The following is a 21,612-nucleotide window of genomic DNA, read 5'->3' on the forward strand; positions in this document are numbered from 1 at the left end:
GAATTATGCATGTACAACTGTCCGGCGTTCAATCCGTTTTTGATAATTAGTGCCAACTAGAATACGCTGCACGTAAATACCAGGCGTGTGGATTTCATCTGGATCCAACACGCCTGCCGCTACAATTTCTTCTACTTCCGCAATCGTGATTTTACCTGCCATTGCAGCCAGAGGATTGAAATTTCGCGACGTTTTACGGTAGACTAGATTACCAAGAGTATCTGCTTTCCACGCTTTAACGAGGGAAAAGTCCCCAACAATCCCGCGTTCAAGGAGATACGTTTTTCCATCAAATTCTTTCACTTCTTTACCTTCTGCAATCGGGGTTCCAACACCTGTTGCTGTATAAAATCCTGGGATGCCAGCACCACCGGCTCTTATGCGCTCTGCAAGGGTTCCCTGAGGAGTCAATTCCACTTCTAGTTCACCGCTTAAAAATTGCTGTTCAAAAATTTTATTTTCTCCTACATAGGAAGACACCATTTTTTTAATTTGCTTATTTGCTAGAAGTAGACCTAATCCCCAGTCATCAACGCCACAATTGTTACTCACAACAGTTAAATTTTTTGTTCCTTTTTCCTTCAATGCCTGAATAGCTTTCTCTGGAATGCCGCTTAAACCAAATCCGCCAACAATTAATGTAGAACCATCACTGATATCTGAAACCGCTTCCGAAAATGAAGTTAATATTTTACTATTTTTCATCCATTTTGCCTCCTGTAATCTGAATATTCTATACTTAATAGTTTACATGTTGAGGATTTATAAGTAAAATACATAAAAAGAATAAATAGTATGAATATATGGAATAAATGGAGGGGCTAACTTGGAACTACGTGATTTAAAATCTTTTATTGAAGTGGTGAAACATCAAAGCTTTACAAAAGCTGCTTCACATTCCTACCTTTCACAGCCTTCATTTAGCAAAGCTGTTAAAAAGGTAGAAGAAGAATTAAAGGTAGAATTATTCGACCGCTCTACACGCCATTTACGGTTGACCGATGCCGGACAAATTGTTTATGAGCAAGCACAAAAAGCATTGGTTTCTTTGTCTGAGATCACATTCCTGCTTGACGACCTTAGGAACGTTGCAGTAGGTGAGATTAAAATAGGTATTCCACCACTAATTGGAACATTGTTTTTTCCGAATATTGCCAAACGTGTTCAGGAAAGTTATCCTAATGTTTCACTTCAGTTAGTTGAAAGAGGTGCAAAATTAATTGGTCAGCTGGTTGAAAACGGCGAGGTCGACCTTGGTATTGTAGTGCTACCAACCGACACAGCAAAGTTTAATATGCTTCCATTTATATCAGATGAATTTGTTCTTTATGTACATAAAAAGCATCCTCTGGCTTTGAGAAGTGCTATTGATATCAGAGAATTAAAAGAAGAGAAATTCATTCTTTTTTCAGAAGAGTTTACGCTTCATGACTATATAAAAAGGGTTTGTATAAATGCAGGTTTTGTACCAGATATTTCCTATCAGAGTTCACAGTGGGATTTAATTATTGAACTAGTTTCTTCTGAGTTTGGTGTAACTTTGTTACCAAAATCTATTTACCATAAACTAAATAACCCCAATGTACAAATTGTTCCTATAGCCGAACCAACATTGTACTGGAGACTCGGCATTATCACGAAAAAAGAGGCATATCACTCTTTTGCTTTGAGAGAAGTCTTAAAGATGCTAAATGAATGATCCCTTGGAAGCATAAGTCGAAAAATCTGTTAGTACTATACAGCTAACTTAAAAGCACCAATTTTTAGGTGCTTTTTTCCTTTGCCTTTAGGGAGCTTTGAACATTTATTGGTTAAATCATTTATATTAAAAAAGATGCAGGAAATTTGGCAGCCTACACCTTCTTTTTATTAAATAAGTGATGATTATAGATTTTTTTTCGCTAAAACATGGTATAGACGCTGTAGTGCTTTATTTAAATACCTATAGTAGGTTGATAAGGATAGATTTATTTTCTTGGCAACAAGTTCGTGTGGCCGAATCCCCTGTATAAAAGCATATTTTAATAGTTTCCCTAAAATTGCATCGTGCTCCGTCAATTAGTCGATTTTTCCACATTTAATATGTCCTCCTGGATATATTTCATGTTGCTCATTTTATCTAAATGAAGTTTTTACCTAAGAAGCGGGTTAAATCGTTCTTCCAATCGTATCTGATTTAAGGCTTTTAAGCTCATTTGCTCATAGGTTTGTAGTTTCCAAAGCATCATGTCTTCAAGTGTCCATGATCTTACCGTATCGTGAAGCATCCAGCCATCTTCTTTAATAAAAGGCAGCAGTGATAATTCGAACTGTTTCTTCGAATTGACCTAGCCATTCCTCCACGAAGCGCCAATTTTAAAAAGTATCAAGTAAATGAACAATATGACAGCCTTTTTGAGCACACCTGCGAATCATTCTGTTCACAATCTCCTCTTGATCTTTTTCTTCTTGGTCCCGTTTGCCTGCACTCCTAAGCTGAATGGCAAATTGAACTAATTGCCTTTTTATATTTAATTTCAATTCATACTTTACGGGTAGGAATTATTGGTTTATAATTAGGTTAATCTAATAATCAAATTATCAGTTGTTATATTCAAGGGAAGTTTTTGAAAAATAAAGGAGTGTTACTGATGAGGAAAAATGATGAAAAGAAGCGACAAAAACTTATCAATAAATTAATTTTCTTAAACGTATACAACAAAGAAGACCAACAGCTTAATAATTTGCCACTTTCAAAATTAGAATATGAGTATAGAAGATTTAAATTACAAAACCATCCGCATGGTGAGTTTGGGTCCATTCAGTGGGTATAATATAAATATTTTTACGAGATATAAGACTGTATGGTGTTTTCACACCTGCGGTCTTTTTTATTGTTTTTAGTTTAATTGTAAGACAGAATTAGAGCCCAATTACTGCAAAAAGAAGGAGGAGTGGTTACTCAAAATAAGTCTATTACTTTATTATATTTGTGCAGGACTCTCCGAATCGTTTCTCTAGAACAAGTATTCTTAAATGTTACAAATTTGTGATTATGATGGTTATTTTTTCAATTTTTAGTAATAGATTAGTAGAATAGAATATAGAATAATTATTGTCATCCAGTTTGTTTTCCTACCATTAGAAGAATAATTATTGTTACTTATTTTACAAAGAGAGGGGAAGAAATATGGACGTTAATAACAATGCCAAAACAGACGGGTGCCCGTTTCATCACGGAGGCGCTACAAGTAAAAAATCTAGCGGTACATCAAATCGAGAATGGTGGCCAAACCAGTTAAACTTGAATATTCTCCATCAACATGACAGAAAATCTAATCCTATGGGAGAAGACTTTGTTTATGCTGAAGAATTTAAAAAAATAGACTACTATGAACTTAAACAGGATCTTCAGAATCTAATGACAACCAGTCAAGATTGGTGGCCTGCGGACTATGGACATTATGGTCCATTGTTTATCCGTATGTCTTGGCACGCTGCTGGTACCTATCGTAATACCGACGGAAGAGGCGGTGGAGGGGCTGGTGCACAGCGTTTTGCTCCACTTAACAGCTGGCCTGACAATGGCAACCTTGATAAAGCTCGAAGGCTATTATGGCCGGTTAAGCAAAAGTATGGAAATAAGATCTCATGGGCTGACTTGCTCCTTCTAGCAGGTAATGTAGCCATTGAATCCATGGGGGGTAAGACGTTTGGTTTTGGAGGAGGACGCGAAGACATCTGGCATCCAGAAGAGGACATTTACTGGGGTACTGAAACAGAATGGCTAGGTGATAATCGTTACTCAGGAGATCGTGATCTAGAAAATCCACTTGCTGCCGTTCAGATGGGTCTTATTTATGTTAACCCAGAAGGTCCGAACGGTAAACCAGATCCGATTGCAAGTGCTCGCGACATACGTGAAACCTTTGCACGTATGGGAATGAACGATGAAGAAACTGTGGCACTAATAGCAGGCGGTCATACTTTTGGGAAAGCACACGGCGCAGGAGATGCTGCCCATGTTGGTCCAGAACCAGAAGCTGCTCCTATTGAAGCACTTGGTTTAGGTTGGTTAAGCACACACGGCAGTGGTAAAGGTCATGATACTATCACTAGCGGTATTGAGGGTGCTTGGACTGCAAATCCAACACAGTGGGACAATGGTTACTTTGATTTATTGTTTGGATATCAGTGGTGGCTTACAAAGAGTCCTGCAGGTGCCTACCAATGGCTTGCTGTAGATCCTGATGAGAAGGATCTTGCACCAGATGCAGAAGATCCATCCGTTAAAGTTCCAACAATGATGACCACTGCGGATATGGCATTACGTTATGATCCCGAATACGAAAAGATATCTAGTCGTTTCCATCAAAATCCTGAAGAATTTGCCGATGTATTTGCCCGTGCATGGTTCAAACTGCTTCACCGTGACATGGGTCCTAAAGCGAGATATCTAGGCCCTGAGGTTCCTAAAGAAGATCTTATTTGGCAAGATCCTGTACCAACAGTTGAATATGATTTAACAGATGGGGAAGTAGCAGAGCTTAAAGCAAAGATCCTAGACTCAGGACTCTCAGTCAGCGATTTAGTAACAACTGCCTGGGCTTCTGCTAGTACCTTCCGTGGCTCAGATATGCGTGGCGGAGCTAATGGTGCCCGTATCCGTCTTGCTCCACAGAAGGATTGGGAAGTGAATCAGCCGGAGTTGCTTGCAAAAGTGCTTAATGTACTGGAAGATATTCAAAACGGTTTAAAAAAGAAGGTCAGCATAGCTGATTTGATTGTATTAGGTGGTAGTGCTGCAATAGAGAAAGCTGCACAAGATGCAGGTTTTGATGTCATTGTTCCTTTTGCTCCAGGACGTGGTGATGCGACAGAAGAGCAAACTGATGCAGAGAGCTTTGCAGTACTAGAGCCTGTCGCTGATGGATTCCGCAACTATCAGAAGAAGCAGTATAGTGTAAGCCCAGAGGAGCTACTAGTAGACAAGGCACAACTTCTAAACCTTACGGCACCAGAAATGACTGTACTTGTCGGCGGTATGCGTGTTTTAGGTACAAACCATCGTGGCACAGAACACGGTGTATTCACTAGTCGTGTAGGCACACTCACTAACGACTTCTTTGTGAACTTGCTTGACATGGGAGTAGAGTGGAAGCCTGTAGAAGAAAACGTATATGTAGGTCGTGATCGTAAAACAGGTAAAGTAGTGCGTACCGCAACTAGAGTCGACCTCGTGTTTGGTTCAAACTCCGTTTTACGTGCTCTAGCAGAAGTTTATGCTCAGGATGATAACAAGGAGAAGTTTGTACGTGACTTTATAGCTGCATGGGTCAAGGTAATGAATGCAGATCGCTTCGACCTTAAGTTGAAGAAAACTCAAAAAATAGGCATTTAAAAATACAAAACCCGGAACTTCTTTGCCTGTCACTACCCGACATGTGGTGGCAGGTACTTTTTTTATTTTCTGGCTGTGTTAAAGGTAAATATTGATGTTAGAACCTGTTGATTTGTGCGGAAGGCGCGAGACTCCTGCAGGAGGACGGGACAGGGGAGACCCCACAGGCGCTTAAGCGCCGAGGAGGCTTCCCGAACCGCCTGCGGAAAGCGAAGCGCATGGAGCACAAATCAACAGCCTAATTTAACACAGCCTATTTTTTCGAAATTTTACATACAATTGTCACTAAACGATCAAATGAAGGGACAAAAACTTCAGTCAACTTCCATTAAAATAAAAGTGTAATCAATTTTTTAATAGCATTTGTGAATTATTTCACAAATAAACTTAATAGGGAGGTTTAAAATGCAATACCCAAACTTATTTAAACAAGGTAAAATAGGCAATCTAACATTGAAAAACAGAGTGGTCATGCCGCCTATGGGAACGAATCTAGCTGGTCCGGAAGGGGAAGTCACTGATCAACTAATTGCATATTATGAAGAAAGGGCTAAGGGCGGGACTGGATTAATTATTGTTGAATTTACTTGTATCGATTATGAATACGGGAAAGGATTTATTAGACAATTAAGGCTGGACGATGATGTTTTCATCCCAGGTATACATCGTATAGCCAACGCGGTACATAAATATGGGGCAAAGGTTTTTGTACAAATTCATCACGCAGGCAGGCAGTCAAATTCTTCGTTAATTAATGGTAAACAAAGCGTTGCACCTAGTAACATTGCCTGTGCTGCAGTAGGTGAAAAACCTCGGGAATTAACAAATGCAGAAGTAAAAGGGCTAGTCAATAAATTTGTTCAGAGCGCCATAAGATGTAAGCAGGCTGGCATTGATGGCGTTGAAGTTCACGGTGCCCATGGTTATTTAATAAACCAGTTCTTAAGCCCTGAGGCAAATTTACGTACGGATGAATACGGGGGAAGCTTTAAGAATCGAATGAGATTTATCGAGGAAATCATTGTTGGAATTAGAGAAAAGTGCGGTATGGATTACCCTGTAACTGTTCGTCTCAGTGTCGATGAATTTATTGAAGGTGGAATAGATTTAGAGTTAGGTAAGGATATTAGTCGGTACTTAGAAACACTAGGAGTAGATGGACTGCATATTAGTTGCGGAACCTATGACTCTATGGACAAGATAATTGAATCCCCGTTATTTGAACAAGGCTGGAGAGTCTATTTAGCAGAGGAGATAAAAAAAGAAGTCAATATTCCAGTTATCACCGTTGGGTCAATTCGTGAACCACAATTTGTAGAAAACATTTTATCTGAGGGGATGGCAGACTTTGTGGCCATAGGAAGGGGATTAATCGCTGATCCTGAGTGGGTAAACAAAACAATGGAAGGACGCGAAGCAGAAATAAGAAAATGTATTAACTGTCTCCATTGTATCCATTCAGTTATGGGTAATGCGCACGTTCTTTGTTCCATCAATGCTAGAGCAGGCCGAGAACTAGAGTTTAAGGAACTTCAGCACCTTCCTTATGATGAAAAACGTCATGTTGTAATCGTTGGCGGTGGGCCAGGTGGAATGGAAGCAGCACGAATTCTATCTTTAAAAGGTTTTGAGGTTACTCTTTTTGAAAAGGATAATAAGCTTGGCGGTCAACTGCACCTTGTAACGGACCCAATTTATAGAAAGAAAATGACATGGCATATTAATTACCTCAGTAGCGAAATGAAACGTTTAAATATAGATGTTCGTATGAATACAGAGGCTACCGTTGAAGTGATCACATCCTTAAATCCTTATGCTGTTTTATTGGCAACAGGCGGAAGACCAATGCTCCCACTGGTCGAGGGTAATGATTTAGAACATGTATATACGTATGAAGATGTAAAATTACAAGAAAAAGAATTTACTAATAGTAAAGTAACCGTTGTAGGAAGTGGTATGATTTGTCATGGAACTACTCGTCGCCTGGCAGAGGCCGGTAATGATGTCACATATGTAGAAATTCCAACAAAAGCCAGCAATAGGATTGGACCTGATACGAGATTAAGACTTCTTGAGAAGCTTAAACAAGTACATGTAAATGTTGTTAAGGACCACAAATTGGAAAGAATACTTCCGAGCAGTATAATCGTTAAGGACTTAGTTTCTGGGAAACGCTCAGAATTTAAATCAGAGTATGTCATTGTTGCTATGGGTGTAGAGGCATATAACCCATTAGAGGAAACATTAAAGGCACAGATGAAATATGTGTTTGTTTTAGGTGATGCAGCAGGCTATAGTTCCCTTGGTGACGCTACCCGTGACGGCTTTGAAAAGGCATATTTTCTTGAATCCATTGTTACACAACACAGGGAAGAAGAGGTTCCGCAAACAGTTTAAATTGGAAAAAGTAATAAACTATGATTCCTAACAATTATGAGCGGATGCTTTAGGCATGGTATAATTATATTCCTTGGCAGGGGCACAAAAAGAGAAGCAGGGGTCATGATTAAGTGACCCTTGCTTCTTTTCTTTTCCTTTTATATTCTTTCCAATCACGGGAATACTATTTTTTATAACCAAGGGTGACCAAGGGGACGGTTTTAAGCTAGGAGGAATTAAAAGAATGAAAGATTCACAAAAGATATTGTTTCCTGAAGGTTTTTTATGGGGCGGTGCAACGGCAGCGAACCAGATAGAAGGTGGATTTAATGAAGGGAGTAAGGGCTTAAATATTGCCGATGTTCTTCCAGGAGGAAAAGAGCGCCTTCAAATATTAATGTCTGCAGGTTTTAACTTTGAAATCAATCGCGAAAAATACACGTATCCAAATCATGAAGCCATTGATTTTTATCATCGTTACAAAGAAGACATCGCTTTGTTTGCCGAAATGGGCTTTAAAGTGTTTCGGATGTCGATTGCTTGGACGAGGATTTTTCCGAATGGTGATGAGCTTAAACCCAATGAAGAAGGTTTGGCTTTTTACGACCAGGTTTTTGATGAGTTACTAAAGCATGGAATTGAACCGGTAGTGACGATTTCCCACTATGAAATGCCGCTGCATCTGGTAAAAGAATTTGGGGGCTGGAGGAATCGACAGGTTGTTACTTTCTTTGAAACGTATGCCAATGTTATTCTTAAGCGCTATAAGGATAAAGTGAAATATTGGATGACCTTTAACGAAATCAATGGTGCCTTGAAGATGCCAATTATGAGCATGGGTTTCTCCCCCAAAAGAGAAGAAGACCGTTACCAGGAGACATTTCAGGCTTTCCATCATCAATTTGTTGCTAGTGCTATCGCAGTAAAAGCCTGTAAGAAAATGATTCCTGAGGCGAAAATTGGCTGCATGATCCTGTTTGCACCTGTTTATTCTTACGATTGCAATCCGGAAAACATTATCTATTCTTTAAAAGAAGAGGAATTGTTTAATTATTTCTGTGCTGATGTCCATGTGCGCGGTGAGTATCCAGCCTATATTAAGCGTTTCTTTAAGGAGAAAAATATTAAATTAGAGATTCATGAAGGCGACCTGGATATAATCAAAGAAGGTACAGTGGATTATATTGGGTTGAGTTATTACATGTCCCGTACGGATAAACAACAAAAGTCTGAAGGGGAAAAAGCTCAAGGGAATATTGTTGGCGGAGTAAAAAATCCATTCCTAAAGGCAAGTGATTGGGGCTGGGAGATTGACCCTGTGGGTTTACGTATCAGCTTAAACAAGCTTTATGGAAGATACCAGGTCCCACTATTTGTTGTAGAAAATGGCTTAGGGGCGTACGACCAAATGGAAGAAGATGGTTCCATCAATGATGACTACCGGATTGATTACCTTCGCGAACATGTGAGGGCGATGGGAGAGGCAATTGAGGATGGAGTGGAACTGATGGGTTATACAAGCTGGGGGTGTATTGACCTGGTCAGTATGTCAACCGGTGAAATGTCCAAGCGCTATGGATTCATCTACGTCGATAAGAACAATGACGGAAGTGGAACACTGGAAAGAAGGAGGAAAGAATCTTTCCATTGGTATAAAAAAGTGATTGAAAGCAATGGAGGAGTGCTATAACCTTCCGCCGCTAAATACGTTTAAAGAGACTAAATCAAACCCTTTAAAAGGAATGGTTTGGTATAGTTTTTTTCATTGGGGATAGTAGGTTTAAACACTAAAAAAGACTGAACCAAAAAGTAATAGTTACTAAAACTTTTGGGTCAGTCTCAATGATACATTCTTCTTATGAGAATCTATCAGAATAATAATCGTTGATTAATTAATCCCTTGTACTAGGGTCTTCAATTCTATTAGTTGATTCTGGAATGGCATCATAAATCGCTGGGTCCACATTATGAATCGATCCATCTGCAAGCCCTTTAAATACTTCAAATAATGGTACTTTTACTGTTTCCTTCAACATACCGGCTTGTTTTTGTCCTAGTGTCTGGCTTTGTCCTTTGATTTCAATCAGCATGATGGCTGCGTCATTTAAAGCAAAGGCTCCAAGTGCTGTGCCTGGAAGGTTAACGTCAGGATACTTTTGAATGGCGCCAAAATGTGAGTTCCCTCTTTGAAGAGCAAGATTGGCCAGTGCATTAACTTGTTTGCCAAGCTTCAATACATCTTCATCCACTTCATATTGCTTACCTGAGAATGGGTCAGTGTAAGGATCTGCCACTACAGCAGCTACTTGAACAGGAACGGATCGGTTGTCCTCATCGGAAAGAGTATTAAATCCTCGGTGGTGAACATCAACAAAAACATCAGGTTTAAAGTCTTTAAAAACTTTTGTTACCGTACGTGATTCGGCTGTTACATAGAAACCACCATAATTGCTGTTATTGGTTGCTTTATTATTCAGGAATTGTGCTATCTTGGCTGGATCTTCATTTTCCACCCTAAAATCCAAATTCGGATTGTAGTCTCGGTTTTGGTCGTAACCAGGGATTCCATACACCACACGGCCATCATTTGCCTGACCTCTTTCACTGCCATCTGCGTTATAGTACCAAGGCGCCAAAGTACCTGCAGGTAGTGCTATATTTTCTGGAAGCCAGGTTTGGTGCGTATAACGAGTAGGGTACCATTTTCCTTCAAATGTATTATCTGATCCTTCTGGATTAATTCTTGGCATAATCCAAATAGACACTTTTTCTAGTATTTCATCGATTTCCTGCCCACCGCTTGATAGTTTTTGAATAATATCAATAGCAGCCTCTGTTCCAATTTGTTCGTTACCATGAATTTGCGTTGTAATTAAGATTCTTTTTTTATTTGGATCCGCATCTCCGAATTTGACAAGATACAAGGGATCTCCTTTTTCTGCTTCGGTCTTATATCCATCTAATGTATGGTTAGAATATCCGACAACTTCTAACTTCATTTTCCCTTTAGAAGATACTTCTAGTTTCTGTAGAGTTTTAGTTAATTCCTCATTTGACATGTAGCTTGATAAAGAGATATTTTGTTCCCCCTCAATATAGGGCCCGTTTGGATTAGATTGAGGTCCAGCCAATGCAGTAGATGAAAGTGTCATGGTTAATGCCATTGCGGCTGGAATAACTGCCTTTGAAAACTTTTTCATAAAAATTCCCTCCAGTATGTAATAGATACCATTTTTATTATTTCGATTATAGAAATAAATGGTAGTTATTAAGTATATTACCAGAGGAGAGTGACTATATTAACTGAAAAATCTCTATATTTTGAAAAATGAATCAATAGAACTTGTCCATCATTTCGTTTCGGACTATATTACCCAATGATTCTTTTTAAATAGATGGGCTTTTTATCCTGTTTTCAATATTTAATAGCTTTTTTTAGCTATTGTATTTCTGTAAGGTGTCTTTATCTTTTATATATTGATAGATGTTTATTGCTAAATGAATATTAAATAATGGTTGACTATCATTCAAGTCCGTTAATAGAATTTCCTCAATTCGTTTTAAACGATAGCTTAAGGTGTTTGTATGAATATGTAAAGAATCAGCCGTTTTCTTGATGTTTTGATTTTGGTCTAAATATACAATCAGTGTACTTAACAATTCGCCTTTTCTAGATTGTTCATACTGAATAAGAGGACCTAGTACTTCTTGGATAAAATCAAGCAATTCTTCCTGTGAATTTTGTAAAATAAACCTTTGAACGCCAAGGTCTGTATAACTAAGAATTCGATGATCAAATTGATAGTTTTTGAGAAACTTTATGCACTTTGTCGCTTCTACAAATGACTCATGGACAAGAGTAAGCCCTTGCTTCATTCTTCCAATACCAATCGATACGTCTATCTCACTATATTTATTTTTAATCTGCAGCTGTAACTTTCTTGCAAGTTCTTTTATTTCAGCAACAATATTGAACGAAGAAACTCTTGAATGCAAGGATAGAAGAGCAACAATTTGATTCTCATCCCTTACTGCTGTTACTTGAGAGTTCCCCCCAAGTAATGGCATATTGACCATATGGAGTAAATTCCTGATAACATAATCACCAAAAACCTTTTGCTCGTCTAACTTATCTTCAAAATTAATAATAAGGGCAACATACTTCCAGTTAGGGTCAAAGTTTAAATTTTTTGCTTTCTGAATGAGTACTTCATCGATTTGTCCTGTAAACAGCTTCGTCACGAATTCCCCTCTTAATCGCTGCTGTGTTTCAAAAACGGCTTGCTCTTTTACCAGTTCAAGCGAAATGACAGTACATGCATGTTCAAGAGCTGCGATATCCACTTCATTCATTTTTTGCTTAGAAAGGATAATGAGCCCGCCTAGAGACTTAAGTTTGGACCCAAGCGATAATACAACCAAGTGATAGGTATCATCATTTATCGTTATTTCGGAAATGGTATGTGAGTTTTCTAGTGTTAGAATAATTTGTTTTGCATACGCTTTCATATACTCGGTCATTTCAACCGAAAATGTTGAATGGCAGGCGGAAGCCTTAAGTTCTCCAATCTCATCAAAGAGTAGCAGATGCTGTCCAATTGTATTATGTATTAAGTCCATTATCGATTGAATTCCTTCTCCATTTACAACAAGATTGGAAAGGTTTCTATGTATTTCAATTGAATGGGAAAGCTTTCGAACCATTAATTCCTTTTCATTGTAAAGACTGGATTTTTCCAAAGCAACAGCGGCCTGATGACCAATCGCTTCTAGAAGATTAATATCCTCTTGCTTAAACTGCAAAGATTGTTCAAAAGAATCAAGTGTAATTACGCCGATACACTTTCCTTTTTGTAAAATAGGTGAAGAAATGACAGAAGTAAAATGAAAGTTACTCGGAATAGCTCGGTCTAATAAATCTCTGTTATCCGGAGTTAATGTAGACAGTGCCTGTTTAACTTCTACCTCATCCCAAAAAATGAGACACTTTTTTGCTGCAAAAGCCATCCCCGTCATGGATTCACCACTAACTAGTTTAATTTGCCTGAAAATCTGTGGATAAAATAATCCTTGAGCTGATTTTGCGATGAGTCGATTCTGGTTTTTGTCAAAAATCCATATAGAGCCTCCCCCAGCAGCTTCAACGACAGAGATTGTTTCATTCATGATTGATTCAAAAATGGTATCAATATCTAATTTGGAATTGATAACGTTGGACACATGGATTAAGGACTTTAGCTGCCTATGAGTTAATGTATCTTGCATCATTATCATCCTTTCCCTACGCAATTGGATTTTATTTTTACGTTTGATTCATTTTTAGTTTTTTGTGTAAAAGTCACAAATTTTTCATTCTAATCTTCATGGAAATGAACATAGCATTATTCTCCTAATAGTTATATTCTGATTATATGTAAAATTCGAAAGTATTGATAGGGGGTCTGCAAAAGAGTTTTTAGGAGAGATTGAGATTTGCTGCAAAAAAATGGTCATTAAGATTAGAATTTTTTTTTACTAAAACAATCAGAATATTTGGAAAGGGGTTGTAGATAAATGAATTTTGATTTAACGAAAGAACAAGAGATGATACGCAGTGTAATTCGAGATTTTGCTGATGCAGAAGTTGCTCCTGGAGCAGATGAACGTGATCGAACGGGGGATTTCCCTAAGGAAGCTTTTTCAAAGTTAGCAGATTTAGGAATCATGGGTCTTCCTTTCCCTGAACAATATGGGGGTGGAGAAGCAGACACAATCAGCTTTGCAATTGTTGTTGAAGAACTTAGTCGTGTATGTGCATCAACAGGCATTACCTATTCAGCACATATTTCATTAGGAGGGGCCCCTCTTAATTTATTTGGCACCCACGAGCAAAAAGAAAAATACTTAACACCAATTTGTACGGGAGAGTCCTTCGGAGCATTTGGATTGACTGAACCGAATGCGGGGTCCGATGCAGGAGGAACGCAAACAACAGCTGTTCTTGATGGAGATGAATGGATCATTAACGGCTCCAAATGTTTTATTACAAATGCAAGCTATGCCAATCACCTTGCAGTGACAGCGGTAACAGATCGCTCAAAAGGAATCAACGGTATTAGCGCATTTATTGTCCCTACTAACGCTCCAGGATTCACTGTAATCGACAACTACGAAAAAATGGGTCTTCATGCCTCAAATACAACAGAACTTATCCTAGAAAACGTAAGAATTCCTCAAGAAAATCTGTTAGGAACAATTGGAAACGGTTACAAGCAATTTTTAGCTACTCTCGATGGCGGAAGGATTGGAATCGGTGCCATGGCTGTAGGAATTGCACAAGGAGCTTACGACAAAGCACTTCAATATGCAAAAGAAAGAAAGCAGTTTGGAAAAAGTTTATCCAACTTCCAGGCAATCCAATTTAAATTAGCCGACATGGCAATGAATATAGAATTAGCCCGGAATATGGTTTTCAAAGCAGCTTGGTTAAAGGATCAAGGACGATCTTTTAAAAAGGAAGCAGCATTCGCAAAATTATTTGCTTCAGAAATATGCATGCGTGCCTGTGATCAGGCCGTTCAAATTCATGGCGGATATGGATATATGAAGGAATATCAGGTTGAGCGATTCTTCCGTGATGCAAAACTTTTGGAAATTGGCGAAGGAACATCTGAAGTTCAACGAATGGTCATTGCTAAACAAATTGGATGTTAATGAATTTTATAGGTATTAACTAAAAATTGTAAAGGGGTCATGACATGGATATCAGTGGAATTTTACAAGTGGTTTCAAATAGCAAACTCATTTATCCTGCAGAAGAAAAAGTGCGTTCAACCTCCATTGGGAGCAACGAAGCTTTCCAAGAACTTCTTAAATTATCCCAAGATGATCCTGCGGCCTTTTGGGATCGTGCAGCACGTGAACTTGATTGGTATGAACCATGGAATGAAACCATTAGTGGGCAGCTTCCAGATTTTCGCTTTTTTTCAGGCGGCATTAGTAACCCAAGTGTAAATTTACTTGATCGGCATATAGCAAATGGGGCTGGAAACCGGACCGCTCTCATTTGGGAAGGTGAAAACGGGGACACCAAATTTTACACATATAATATGCTTCTTGCTGAAGTGAATCGATTTGCGAATGTTCTTAAATCATTTGGTGTGAAAAAAGGTGATTGTGTCGCTATTTTTCTTCCGAATCTAGCCGAAGCCATTATTTCTGTTTTAGCTTGTTTTCGAATTGGTGCCATTTACAATACGATTTTCTCAGGTTATTCCGAAAAATCATTGACAGACCGACTTATTAATTTTGAGCCTAAAGTATTGATCACTGCGGATGCAACTGAACGCAGGGGTAAACTCATTTCTTTAAAAGAAAAAGTTGATAATGTTGTACCATCTATTCCATCTATTGAAGCAGTTATTGTTGTAGATCGATTGGGATCAGAGGTTCAAATGAAAGAAGGACGGGATTACTGGTGGCATGAGCAGACAAATGCACAAAGCATCGTATGTGAACCTGAGAGAATAGAAGCTAATGAGAGTGGTATTGTGTTTTATACTAGCGGTACGACAGGTAAACCAAAAGGTGTCGTGCATTCCGGTATGGCTTTTGTCATTCAGAATTACATATATGCGAAGTATCATATGGATCACCGTAATGACGATGTCTTCTGGTGTACGGCGGATATTGGCTGGTTAACCATGCATATTTGGGGGATTACAGGTGCCTTAGCGAACGGTGTAACAACTGTTGTCTTTGAAGGGGCAGTTGATTATCCAACAAAAGACCGTTTTTATCAAATCATTGAAAAATACAGGGTAAACAAACTATTTACTGCCCCAACAGCATTAAGAATGTTAAAAAGTATGGGAGAAAAGGCGTTAGAGAAATTTGATTTATCTTGTCTCGATGTCATTTCCCTTGTGGGTGAACCTTTCGATCCGGAAACCTGGCAATGGACCTATGATGTTTTAGGAAAGAAAAAGGTATATATCAATAATACTTGGGGTCAAACCGAAACAGCGGGATCGCCAATAGCTGGAGCAGCTTGGCTGACACCCATGAAACCGGGTGCCGCGGGTACTGCCTTTTTAGGTGCTGTTATGGATGTAGTTGATGAAGAAGGCAATCCTGTTAAACCTGGCAGGTTAGGAAATCTGGTTATCCGAAAACCATTTCCGATGCTATGCCGAACTCTTTGGAAAGAACCTGAGCGATATTACGCATCCTATTTTAGCCAAGTAGATGGCTGCTATTATGCCAGCGATCTGGCATTAATAGATGATAATGGATATTTATGGGTAGTTGGCCGTTCAGATGATGCCTTTAATGTAGCAGGACATCGTTTAAGTACCATGGAGATGGAAAGCGCTGTACTAGAAATTCAGGGTGTTGCTGAAACAGCAATCATTGGAATCCCTGACGAAATTAAAGGAGAAGTTCCACTCGTATTTGTCCGTCTCGCTGATACCTATCAAGAAACAGAAGAATTAAGACAACAGATAAATGATCAGATTATTCAACAAATTGGTAAGATTGCAGCTCCAAAATCTATTATTTTTACTGATATGCTGCCGAAAACAGTCAGTGGAAAAATCATGCGACGTCTATTAAAGGAAATTGTTGTAACCGGAAAGGTTCAAGGTGACATTACAGGATTAGAAGATCCAGCTACCGTAGCACAAATACAAAAACTACTTGCTGAAAAAGCATCAGTTAAATAGTCGTAATTTGAGCCAGTTATTTGTCAGGAAAATGATTGGCAAATAACTGGTTCCATTTAGATATTACATATCTCCTCAACGGTAAAAGGTTAAGTTTCTAATGAAGCTAATAACCTTTGGACCTATTTAGATAGAAGATAGAAAGGGTGGAAAGGCATGTTCAAAAAAGTTTTAATTGCTAATCGCGGTGAAATTGCTGTTCGTGTAATCCGTACATGCAAAGACTTAGGGATCACTACGATTGCAGTTTACTCAGAAGCTGATAGTGATGCTCCACATGTAAAACTGGCAGATGAAGCCTATTTAATTGGAGGTTCTCGGGTAGCAGAAAGCTATTTAAATATCAATAAAATTCTAGAGGTCGCTCTATTCTCAGAGGCGGAGGCAATCCACCCGGGATATGGCTTGCTTTCTGAAAATGCTGAATTTGCCCGCCGTTGTGAGGAAGCAGGACTTATATTTATCGGACCTTCTCCAAAGGTTATTTCTAAAATGGGAAATAAGATTGAGTCACGCAAAGTGATGGAGGAAGCCGGTGTTCCTGTCGTTCCAGGAATTACCTACCCACTGGCAGATGCAGAGGAAGCGGTAGAAGTGGGGGATCGTATCGGTTATCCCGTTATGCTGAAAGCCTCCGCAGGAGGTGGCGGTATTGGGATGCAGGTGGTCCATAACGGGGATGAAATCCGTAAAGCTTTTGCGGGGAACCAAAAGCGGGCTACTGATTTCTTTGGCGATGGAGCGATGTATATCGAAAAATTCGTTGAAAATCCAAGACATATTGAGATTCAAATCTTAGCGGACGGTTTGGGTAACACCGTATACCTTTGGGAACGTGAATGTTCGATCCAGCGCCGTCATCAAAAAGTCGTAGAAGAAGCACCATCATCGTTTATAACTGAGAAGACTCGTACCAAGATGGGGGAGGCAGCAGTAAAAGCGGCCAAATCAATTGGGTATAAAAATGCAGGAACGATCGAGTTCTTAGTAGATGAAGAGCAAAATTTCTACTTTCTTGAGATGAATACTCGTTTGCAAGTGGAGCATCCGGTTACGGAAGAAATTACCGGTTTAGACTTAGTTGAACAACAATTGCAAATTGCTGCAGGGGAAGCTCTTAATTTTACTCAAGAAGAGGTAAAACGTGAGGGGCATGCCATTGAGGTTAGAATTTATGCGGAGGATCCTAAAACATTTTTCCCTTCACCTGGGAAAATAACAAATTTAGAGTTGCCGAAAGGACCTGGAGTACGACATGAATTAGCTATTCACGGTCAATCCGTCGTCACTCCTTTTTATGATCCAATGATTGCTAAGCTAGTTGTTAAAGGAAGCAATCGTGAAGAGGCAATAAATCGTCTGCAAGATGCATTAGCTGATTATCATATTGAAGGGATTAAAACAAATATCCCAATGCTGAAAGAGGTTATTGCCCATTCGGCTTTCCATTTAGGCGATACAACAACAGACTTTGTTAGCAAGTATATTAAAACCCAAAAAACAAAATCGTAAAAATAGGAGGAATAATCATGAGTGAAATCATTGCAAGTATGGCAGGAAGTGTATGGAAGGTATTAGTTAAAGCTGGAGATCAGGTAGAAGAGGGTCAAGATGTTGTGATTTTAGAATCGATGAAAATGGAAATTCCGATTGAAGCTGAATTCGCTGGAACGGTGAGAGAAGTAAAAGTGAATGAAGGCGATTTTGTAAATGAAGGCGACGTCATTGTAGAAGTTGAATAGAGCCTGGAAGTAAGGTGGAAAGGGGATGGAGCAATGAAGTGGCCTGCAGGTGTAACAATTAAAGAGGTTGGTCCTCGTGATGGATTACAAAACGAAAAAACTTTTATTTCAACTGAGGATAAAATCACTTGGATTAATCAATTGTCAGAAAGTGGACTAAAACATATTGAAATTACCTCTTTTGTTAATCCAAAATGGATTCCGGCACTTTCAGACGCAGTTGCCGTTGCAACGGGCATTAACAAAGTGCCTGGTGTCACCTATACAGCACTTGTTCCAAACCTTCAAGGTTTGGAACGGGCGTTACAAGCGAACATTGATGAAGTAGCATTGTTTATGTCAGCAAGTGAAACTCATAATCTAAAAAATATCAATAAAAGTATTGAACAGACTTTCCCTGTGCTAAGAGATTTGGCCAGAGAATCTATTTCAGCAGGTAAATTCAGCAGAGGTTACGTTTCAACTGTTTTTGGCTGTCCATATGAGGGTCATGTTGATATAGAAGCGGTCATAAGAGTTTCCGAAGCATTATTTGAAATGGGGATTGCGGAGCTGTCTCTCGGGGATACAATTGGTGTCGCAAATCCAAAGCAAGTTCAAGAAGTTTTGGAAGTCTTATTAAAAAGATTTCCAGCAGATAAGTTAGCTATGCATTTTCATGATACAAGGGGAACTGCATTGGCTAACATCTTAGTTTCATTAGAAATGGGGATTACCACTTTTGATTCTTCCCTTGGCGGATTGGGAGGATGTCCGTATGCACCTGGAGCAGCAGGAAATGTAGCGACAGATGATTTACTCTATATGCTTCATGGGATGGGCATCCACACTGGAGTTGATCAGCAAAAGTTACTTCATGCCTCCCAATTCATTCAGGACAAGATAGGCAGAACATTACCTAGTAAAAGTTTTCAAGCTGCAAGCGCCGGGCTGAGCGGAAAGCTTGGAAATACCATATGAAAAAGGTGAAATCAAATCATGAGTAAAACCATATTAGTTAACAAGATGGAAAACGGAATCGTGATGATTACTTTAAATAGGCCAGAAGCTGCCAATGCTTTATCAATAGAGATGTTAGAGGGTCTCCGTGATGCACTTCTTACATGTAAATATGATCGAACAGTCCGCTGTATCGTCATTACAGGTTCTGGGGAGAAAGCTTTTTGTGCAGGAGCTGATTTAAAAGAAAGAGCTGGAATGGATAGTGTTCAAGTGAGGAAGACGGTTTCTTTAATCCGCGAAAATATAAACTCTCTAGAATCATTACCCCAACCGGTCATAGCAGCTGTAAACGGCGTTGCTTTTGGCGGAGGAACTGAACTTGCGCTCGCTTGTGATATCCGAATTGCCTCTGAAACTGCTAAGCTTGGTCTTACGGAAACATCATTGGGAATTATTCCTGGTGCTGGTGGAACTCAGCGATTACCAAGATTAGTAGGAAAGGGACGTGCCAAAGAGCTCATTTTCACTGCTAGAAGAATTGATGCAAAGGAAGCCCTTGAGATTGGATTAGTAGAGTTTACGGTCCCTTTTGCAAGCTTAATAGATAAAGCATTAGAAATTGCACGACAAATTGTTCGGAATGGTCCAATTGCCGTAACACAAGCAAAGTTCGCAATCGATAAAGGCTATGATGTTGATCTAAACACTGGTCTAGCAATCGAGCAAAATGCTTATGAAGTGACGATTCCAACAAAAGATCGGTTAGAAGGATTGCAGGCTTTTAAAGAGAAACGTACTCCGAATTATATTGGAGAATAAGAAACTTACATGAATCGAGGAGGAAAAATGACTGTGGATATGAAACCTCTCCAACAAACTTTAAATGATAGAGTTGAACAAATTAAAAAGGGTGGACCTCCTAAATATCACGAGAAAAACCAAGAGCAAGGAAAACTGTTCGTCCGCGACCGTTTATCATTATTATTCGATTCTGACCTTGAACTAGAGGAGGGTCTATTTGCCAACTGTATGGCGGGGGATCTTCCTGCAGATGGTGTTGTGACAGGGATGGGCAAGATCAATGGCCAGCAGGTCTGTGTAATGGCCAATGATTCTACCATTAAAGCTGGTTCTTGGGGAGCTCGTACGGTAGAAAAAATCATTCGAATCCAAGAAACGGCTGAAAAGCTGCGAGTGCCATTATTATACCTAGTAGATTCAGCTGGAGCGCGGATAACGGATCAGGTGGAAATGTTCCCAGGGCGCCGTGGTGCAGGAAGAATCTTTTACAATCAAGTAAAACTTTCGGGTAAAATTCCTCAAATCTGTATTCTGTTTGGACCATCTGCTGCAGGCGGAGCCTATATTCCAGCATTTTGTGACATTGTCATTATGGTTGATAAAAATGCATCAATGTACCTGGGATCACCAAGAATGGCTGAAATGGTTATAGGTGAAAATGTAACCCTGGAGGAAATGGGCGGGGCTCGCATGCACTGTTCGGTTTCGGGCTGCGGTGATGTTCTTGCAAAAAATGAAGAGGAAGCTATTTCAATGGCTAGAAACTATCTATCTTATTTTCCGGCTAATTTTTCAGAGAAACCGCCAGTTCGTGAGGCAGTGGATCCTAAAGAATTGAAGAAACCATTAGAAGAACTGATTCCTGTTAATCAAAATTCACCATTTAATATGCATGATCTAATTGGTGGGATTATTGATGAAGGTTCCTTCTTTGAGATAAAAAAACTTTTTGCGGGCGAGCTTATTACCGGACTTGCACGCATGGACGGAAAACCTGTCGGAATTATTGCCAATCAGCCTCGTGTTAAAGGCGGGGTATTATTCCACGATTCAGCAGATAAGGCCGCAAAATTTATTAACCTTTGTGATGCCTTCCATATTCCACTTTTGTTTCTAGTTGATGTGCCTGGATTTATGATTGGTACAAAGGTAGAAAGGGCAGGAATCATTCGCCACGGTGCGAAAATGATTTCAGCGATGTCTGAAGCAAGTGTGCCAAAAATCTCTGTTATCGTACGTAAAGCTTATGGCGCTGGTCTTTATGCAATGGCTGGCCCTGCATTTGAACCGGATGCTTGTCTTGCTTTGCCTTCTGCATCCATTGCGGTTATGGGACCAGAAGCAGCGGTTAATGCCGTTTATGCGAATAAAATTGCTGCACTTCCCGAAGAGGAGCGAGCAGCTTTCATCGAACAAAAACGTGAAGAATATAAAGAGGATATTGATATTTATAATTTGGCTTCCGAAATGGTGATTGACGGTATTATCCCAGCAAACTCATTACGTAAGGAACTTGTAAATCGTTTTGAGGCTTATTCTTCAAAATATCTTATCTTCTCAGAAAGAAAACATCCAGTATATCCGGTTTAAATTTTAAAAAAACCGAGGGAAAAAACCGAGGGGACGGTTCTTCTGGTCAAAAAAGACCGGAAGAACCGTCCCG

General features: G+C 39.3%; 17 protein-coding genes. 12 read left to right on the top strand and 5 right to left on the bottom strand.

Going from position 1 to position 21,612, the window contains the following annotated elements:
- Positions 1 to 3: 3 nt before the first annotated feature.
- A complete protein-coding gene (locus QNH48_RS10770; protein ID WP_283954880.1) occupies positions 4 to 705 on the bottom strand; it encodes a CoA transferase subunit A in 702 nt (233 codons plus the stop codon).
- A gap of 121 nt (positions 706 to 826) precedes the next feature.
- Between QNH48_RS10770 and QNH48_RS10775 the strand changes: the two genes are divergently transcribed.
- The gene (locus QNH48_RS10775; protein ID WP_283954881.1) at positions 827 to 1,699 is read left to right on the top strand and encodes a LysR family transcriptional regulator; all 873 of its coding nucleotides are present in this window, start codon (positions 827 to 829) and stop codon (positions 1,697 to 1,699) included.
- Between the two features lie 433 nt (positions 1,700 to 2,132).
- Here QNH48_RS10775 and QNH48_RS10780 read toward each other — a convergent pair whose 3' ends face one another.
- The gene (locus QNH48_RS10780; protein ID WP_283954882.1) at positions 2,133 to 2,267 is read right to left on the bottom strand and encodes a hypothetical protein; all 135 of its coding nucleotides are present in this window, start codon (positions 2,265 to 2,267) and stop codon (positions 2,133 to 2,135) included.
- Between the two features lie 88 nt (positions 2,268 to 2,355).
- Complete coding sequence (locus tag QNH48_RS10785; protein ID WP_283954883.1) at positions 2,356 to 2,520, bottom strand: hypothetical protein; 165 nt, start codon at positions 2,518 to 2,520, stop codon at positions 2,356 to 2,358.
- A 110-nt stretch (positions 2,521 to 2,630) separates the two neighbouring features.
- On the opposite strand from QNH48_RS10785, the gene QNH48_RS10790 reads away from it, so the two are divergent.
- From QNH48_RS10790 to QNH48_RS10805, 4 genes are all read left to right on the top strand, one after another.
- Positions 2,631 to 2,813, top strand: coding sequence for a Fur-regulated basic protein FbpA (locus QNH48_RS10790; protein ID WP_133368661.1), 183 nt, complete (start codon positions 2,631 to 2,633; stop codon positions 2,811 to 2,813).
- Positions 2,814 to 3,169: 356 nt separating this feature from the next.
- Positions 3,170 to 5,380: a catalase/peroxidase HPI gene (gene katG / locus QNH48_RS10795; RefSeq protein ID WP_283954884.1), complete on the top strand. Its 2,211-nt coding sequence runs from the start codon at positions 3,170 to 3,172 to the stop codon at positions 5,378 to 5,380.
- A gap of 405 nt (positions 5,381 to 5,785) precedes the next feature.
- Positions 5,786 to 7,777, top strand: a complete 1,992-nt coding sequence (locus tag QNH48_RS10800; RefSeq protein ID WP_283954885.1) for an oxidoreductase — start codon at positions 5,786 to 5,788, stop codon at positions 7,775 to 7,777.
- 226 nt (positions 7,778 to 8,003) lie between these two features.
- Entirely contained in the window at positions 8,004 to 9,449 is a 1,446-nt protein-coding gene (locus QNH48_RS10805; protein WP_283954886.1) for a glycoside hydrolase family 1 protein, read from the top strand.
- 202 nt (positions 9,450 to 9,651) lie between these two features.
- Here QNH48_RS10805 and QNH48_RS10810 read toward each other — a convergent pair whose 3' ends face one another.
- Both QNH48_RS10810 and QNH48_RS10815 read right to left on the bottom strand, forming a co-directional pair.
- A complete protein-coding gene (locus tag QNH48_RS10810; protein ID WP_283954887.1) occupies positions 9,652 to 10,959 on the bottom strand; it encodes a M14 family zinc carboxypeptidase in 1,308 nt (435 codons plus the stop codon).
- A 235-nt stretch (positions 10,960 to 11,194) separates the two neighbouring features.
- Positions 11,195 to 13,027 carry a helix-turn-helix domain-containing protein gene (locus QNH48_RS10815; RefSeq protein ID WP_283954888.1) on the bottom strand — a complete coding sequence of 611 codons (1,833 nt, stop codon included), beginning with the start codon at positions 13,025 to 13,027 and terminating at the stop codon, positions 11,195 to 11,197.
- A 285-nt stretch (positions 13,028 to 13,312) separates the two neighbouring features.
- Between QNH48_RS10815 and QNH48_RS10820 the strand changes: the two genes are divergently transcribed.
- From QNH48_RS10820 to QNH48_RS10850, 7 genes are all read left to right on the top strand, one after another.
- A complete protein-coding gene (locus tag QNH48_RS10820; protein ID WP_283954889.1) occupies positions 13,313 to 14,452 on the top strand; it encodes an acyl-CoA dehydrogenase in 1,140 nt (379 codons plus the stop codon).
- A gap of 44 nt (positions 14,453 to 14,496) precedes the next feature.
- A complete protein-coding gene (locus QNH48_RS10825) occupies positions 14,497 to 16,464 on the top strand; it encodes an acetate--CoA ligase (RefSeq protein ID WP_283954890.1) in 1,968 nt (655 codons plus the stop codon).
- A 156-nt stretch (positions 16,465 to 16,620) separates the two neighbouring features.
- Positions 16,621 to 17,976, top strand: a complete 1,356-nt coding sequence (locus QNH48_RS10830) for an acetyl-CoA carboxylase biotin carboxylase subunit (protein ID WP_283954891.1) — start codon at positions 16,621 to 16,623, stop codon at positions 17,974 to 17,976.
- 17 nt (positions 17,977 to 17,993) lie between these two features.
- The gene (locus tag QNH48_RS10835) at positions 17,994 to 18,206 is read left to right on the top strand and encodes an acetyl-CoA carboxylase biotin carboxyl carrier protein subunit (protein ID WP_095251047.1); all 213 of its coding nucleotides are present in this window, start codon (positions 17,994 to 17,996) and stop codon (positions 18,204 to 18,206) included.
- A 33-nt stretch (positions 18,207 to 18,239) separates the two neighbouring features.
- Entirely contained in the window at positions 18,240 to 19,166 is a 927-nt protein-coding gene (locus tag QNH48_RS10840; protein WP_283954892.1) for a hydroxymethylglutaryl-CoA lyase, read from the top strand.
- 18 nt (positions 19,167 to 19,184) lie between these two features.
- Positions 19,185 to 19,967 carry an enoyl-CoA hydratase gene (locus QNH48_RS10845; RefSeq protein WP_283954893.1) on the top strand — a complete coding sequence of 261 codons (783 nt, stop codon included), beginning with the start codon at positions 19,185 to 19,187 and terminating at the stop codon, positions 19,965 to 19,967.
- A 39-nt stretch (positions 19,968 to 20,006) separates the two neighbouring features.
- Positions 20,007 to 21,539, top strand: coding sequence for an acyl-CoA carboxylase subunit beta (locus tag QNH48_RS10850; RefSeq protein WP_481858493.1), 1,533 nt, complete (start codon positions 20,007 to 20,009; stop codon positions 21,537 to 21,539).
- Positions 21,540 to 21,612 lie beyond the last annotated feature (73 nt).

Origin of the sequence: Neobacillus sp. YX16 (genome assembly GCF_030123505.1) — a bacterium.
In the GTDB taxonomy this organism is placed as follows: domain Bacteria; phylum Bacillota; class Bacilli; order Bacillales; family Cytobacillaceae; genus Neobacillus.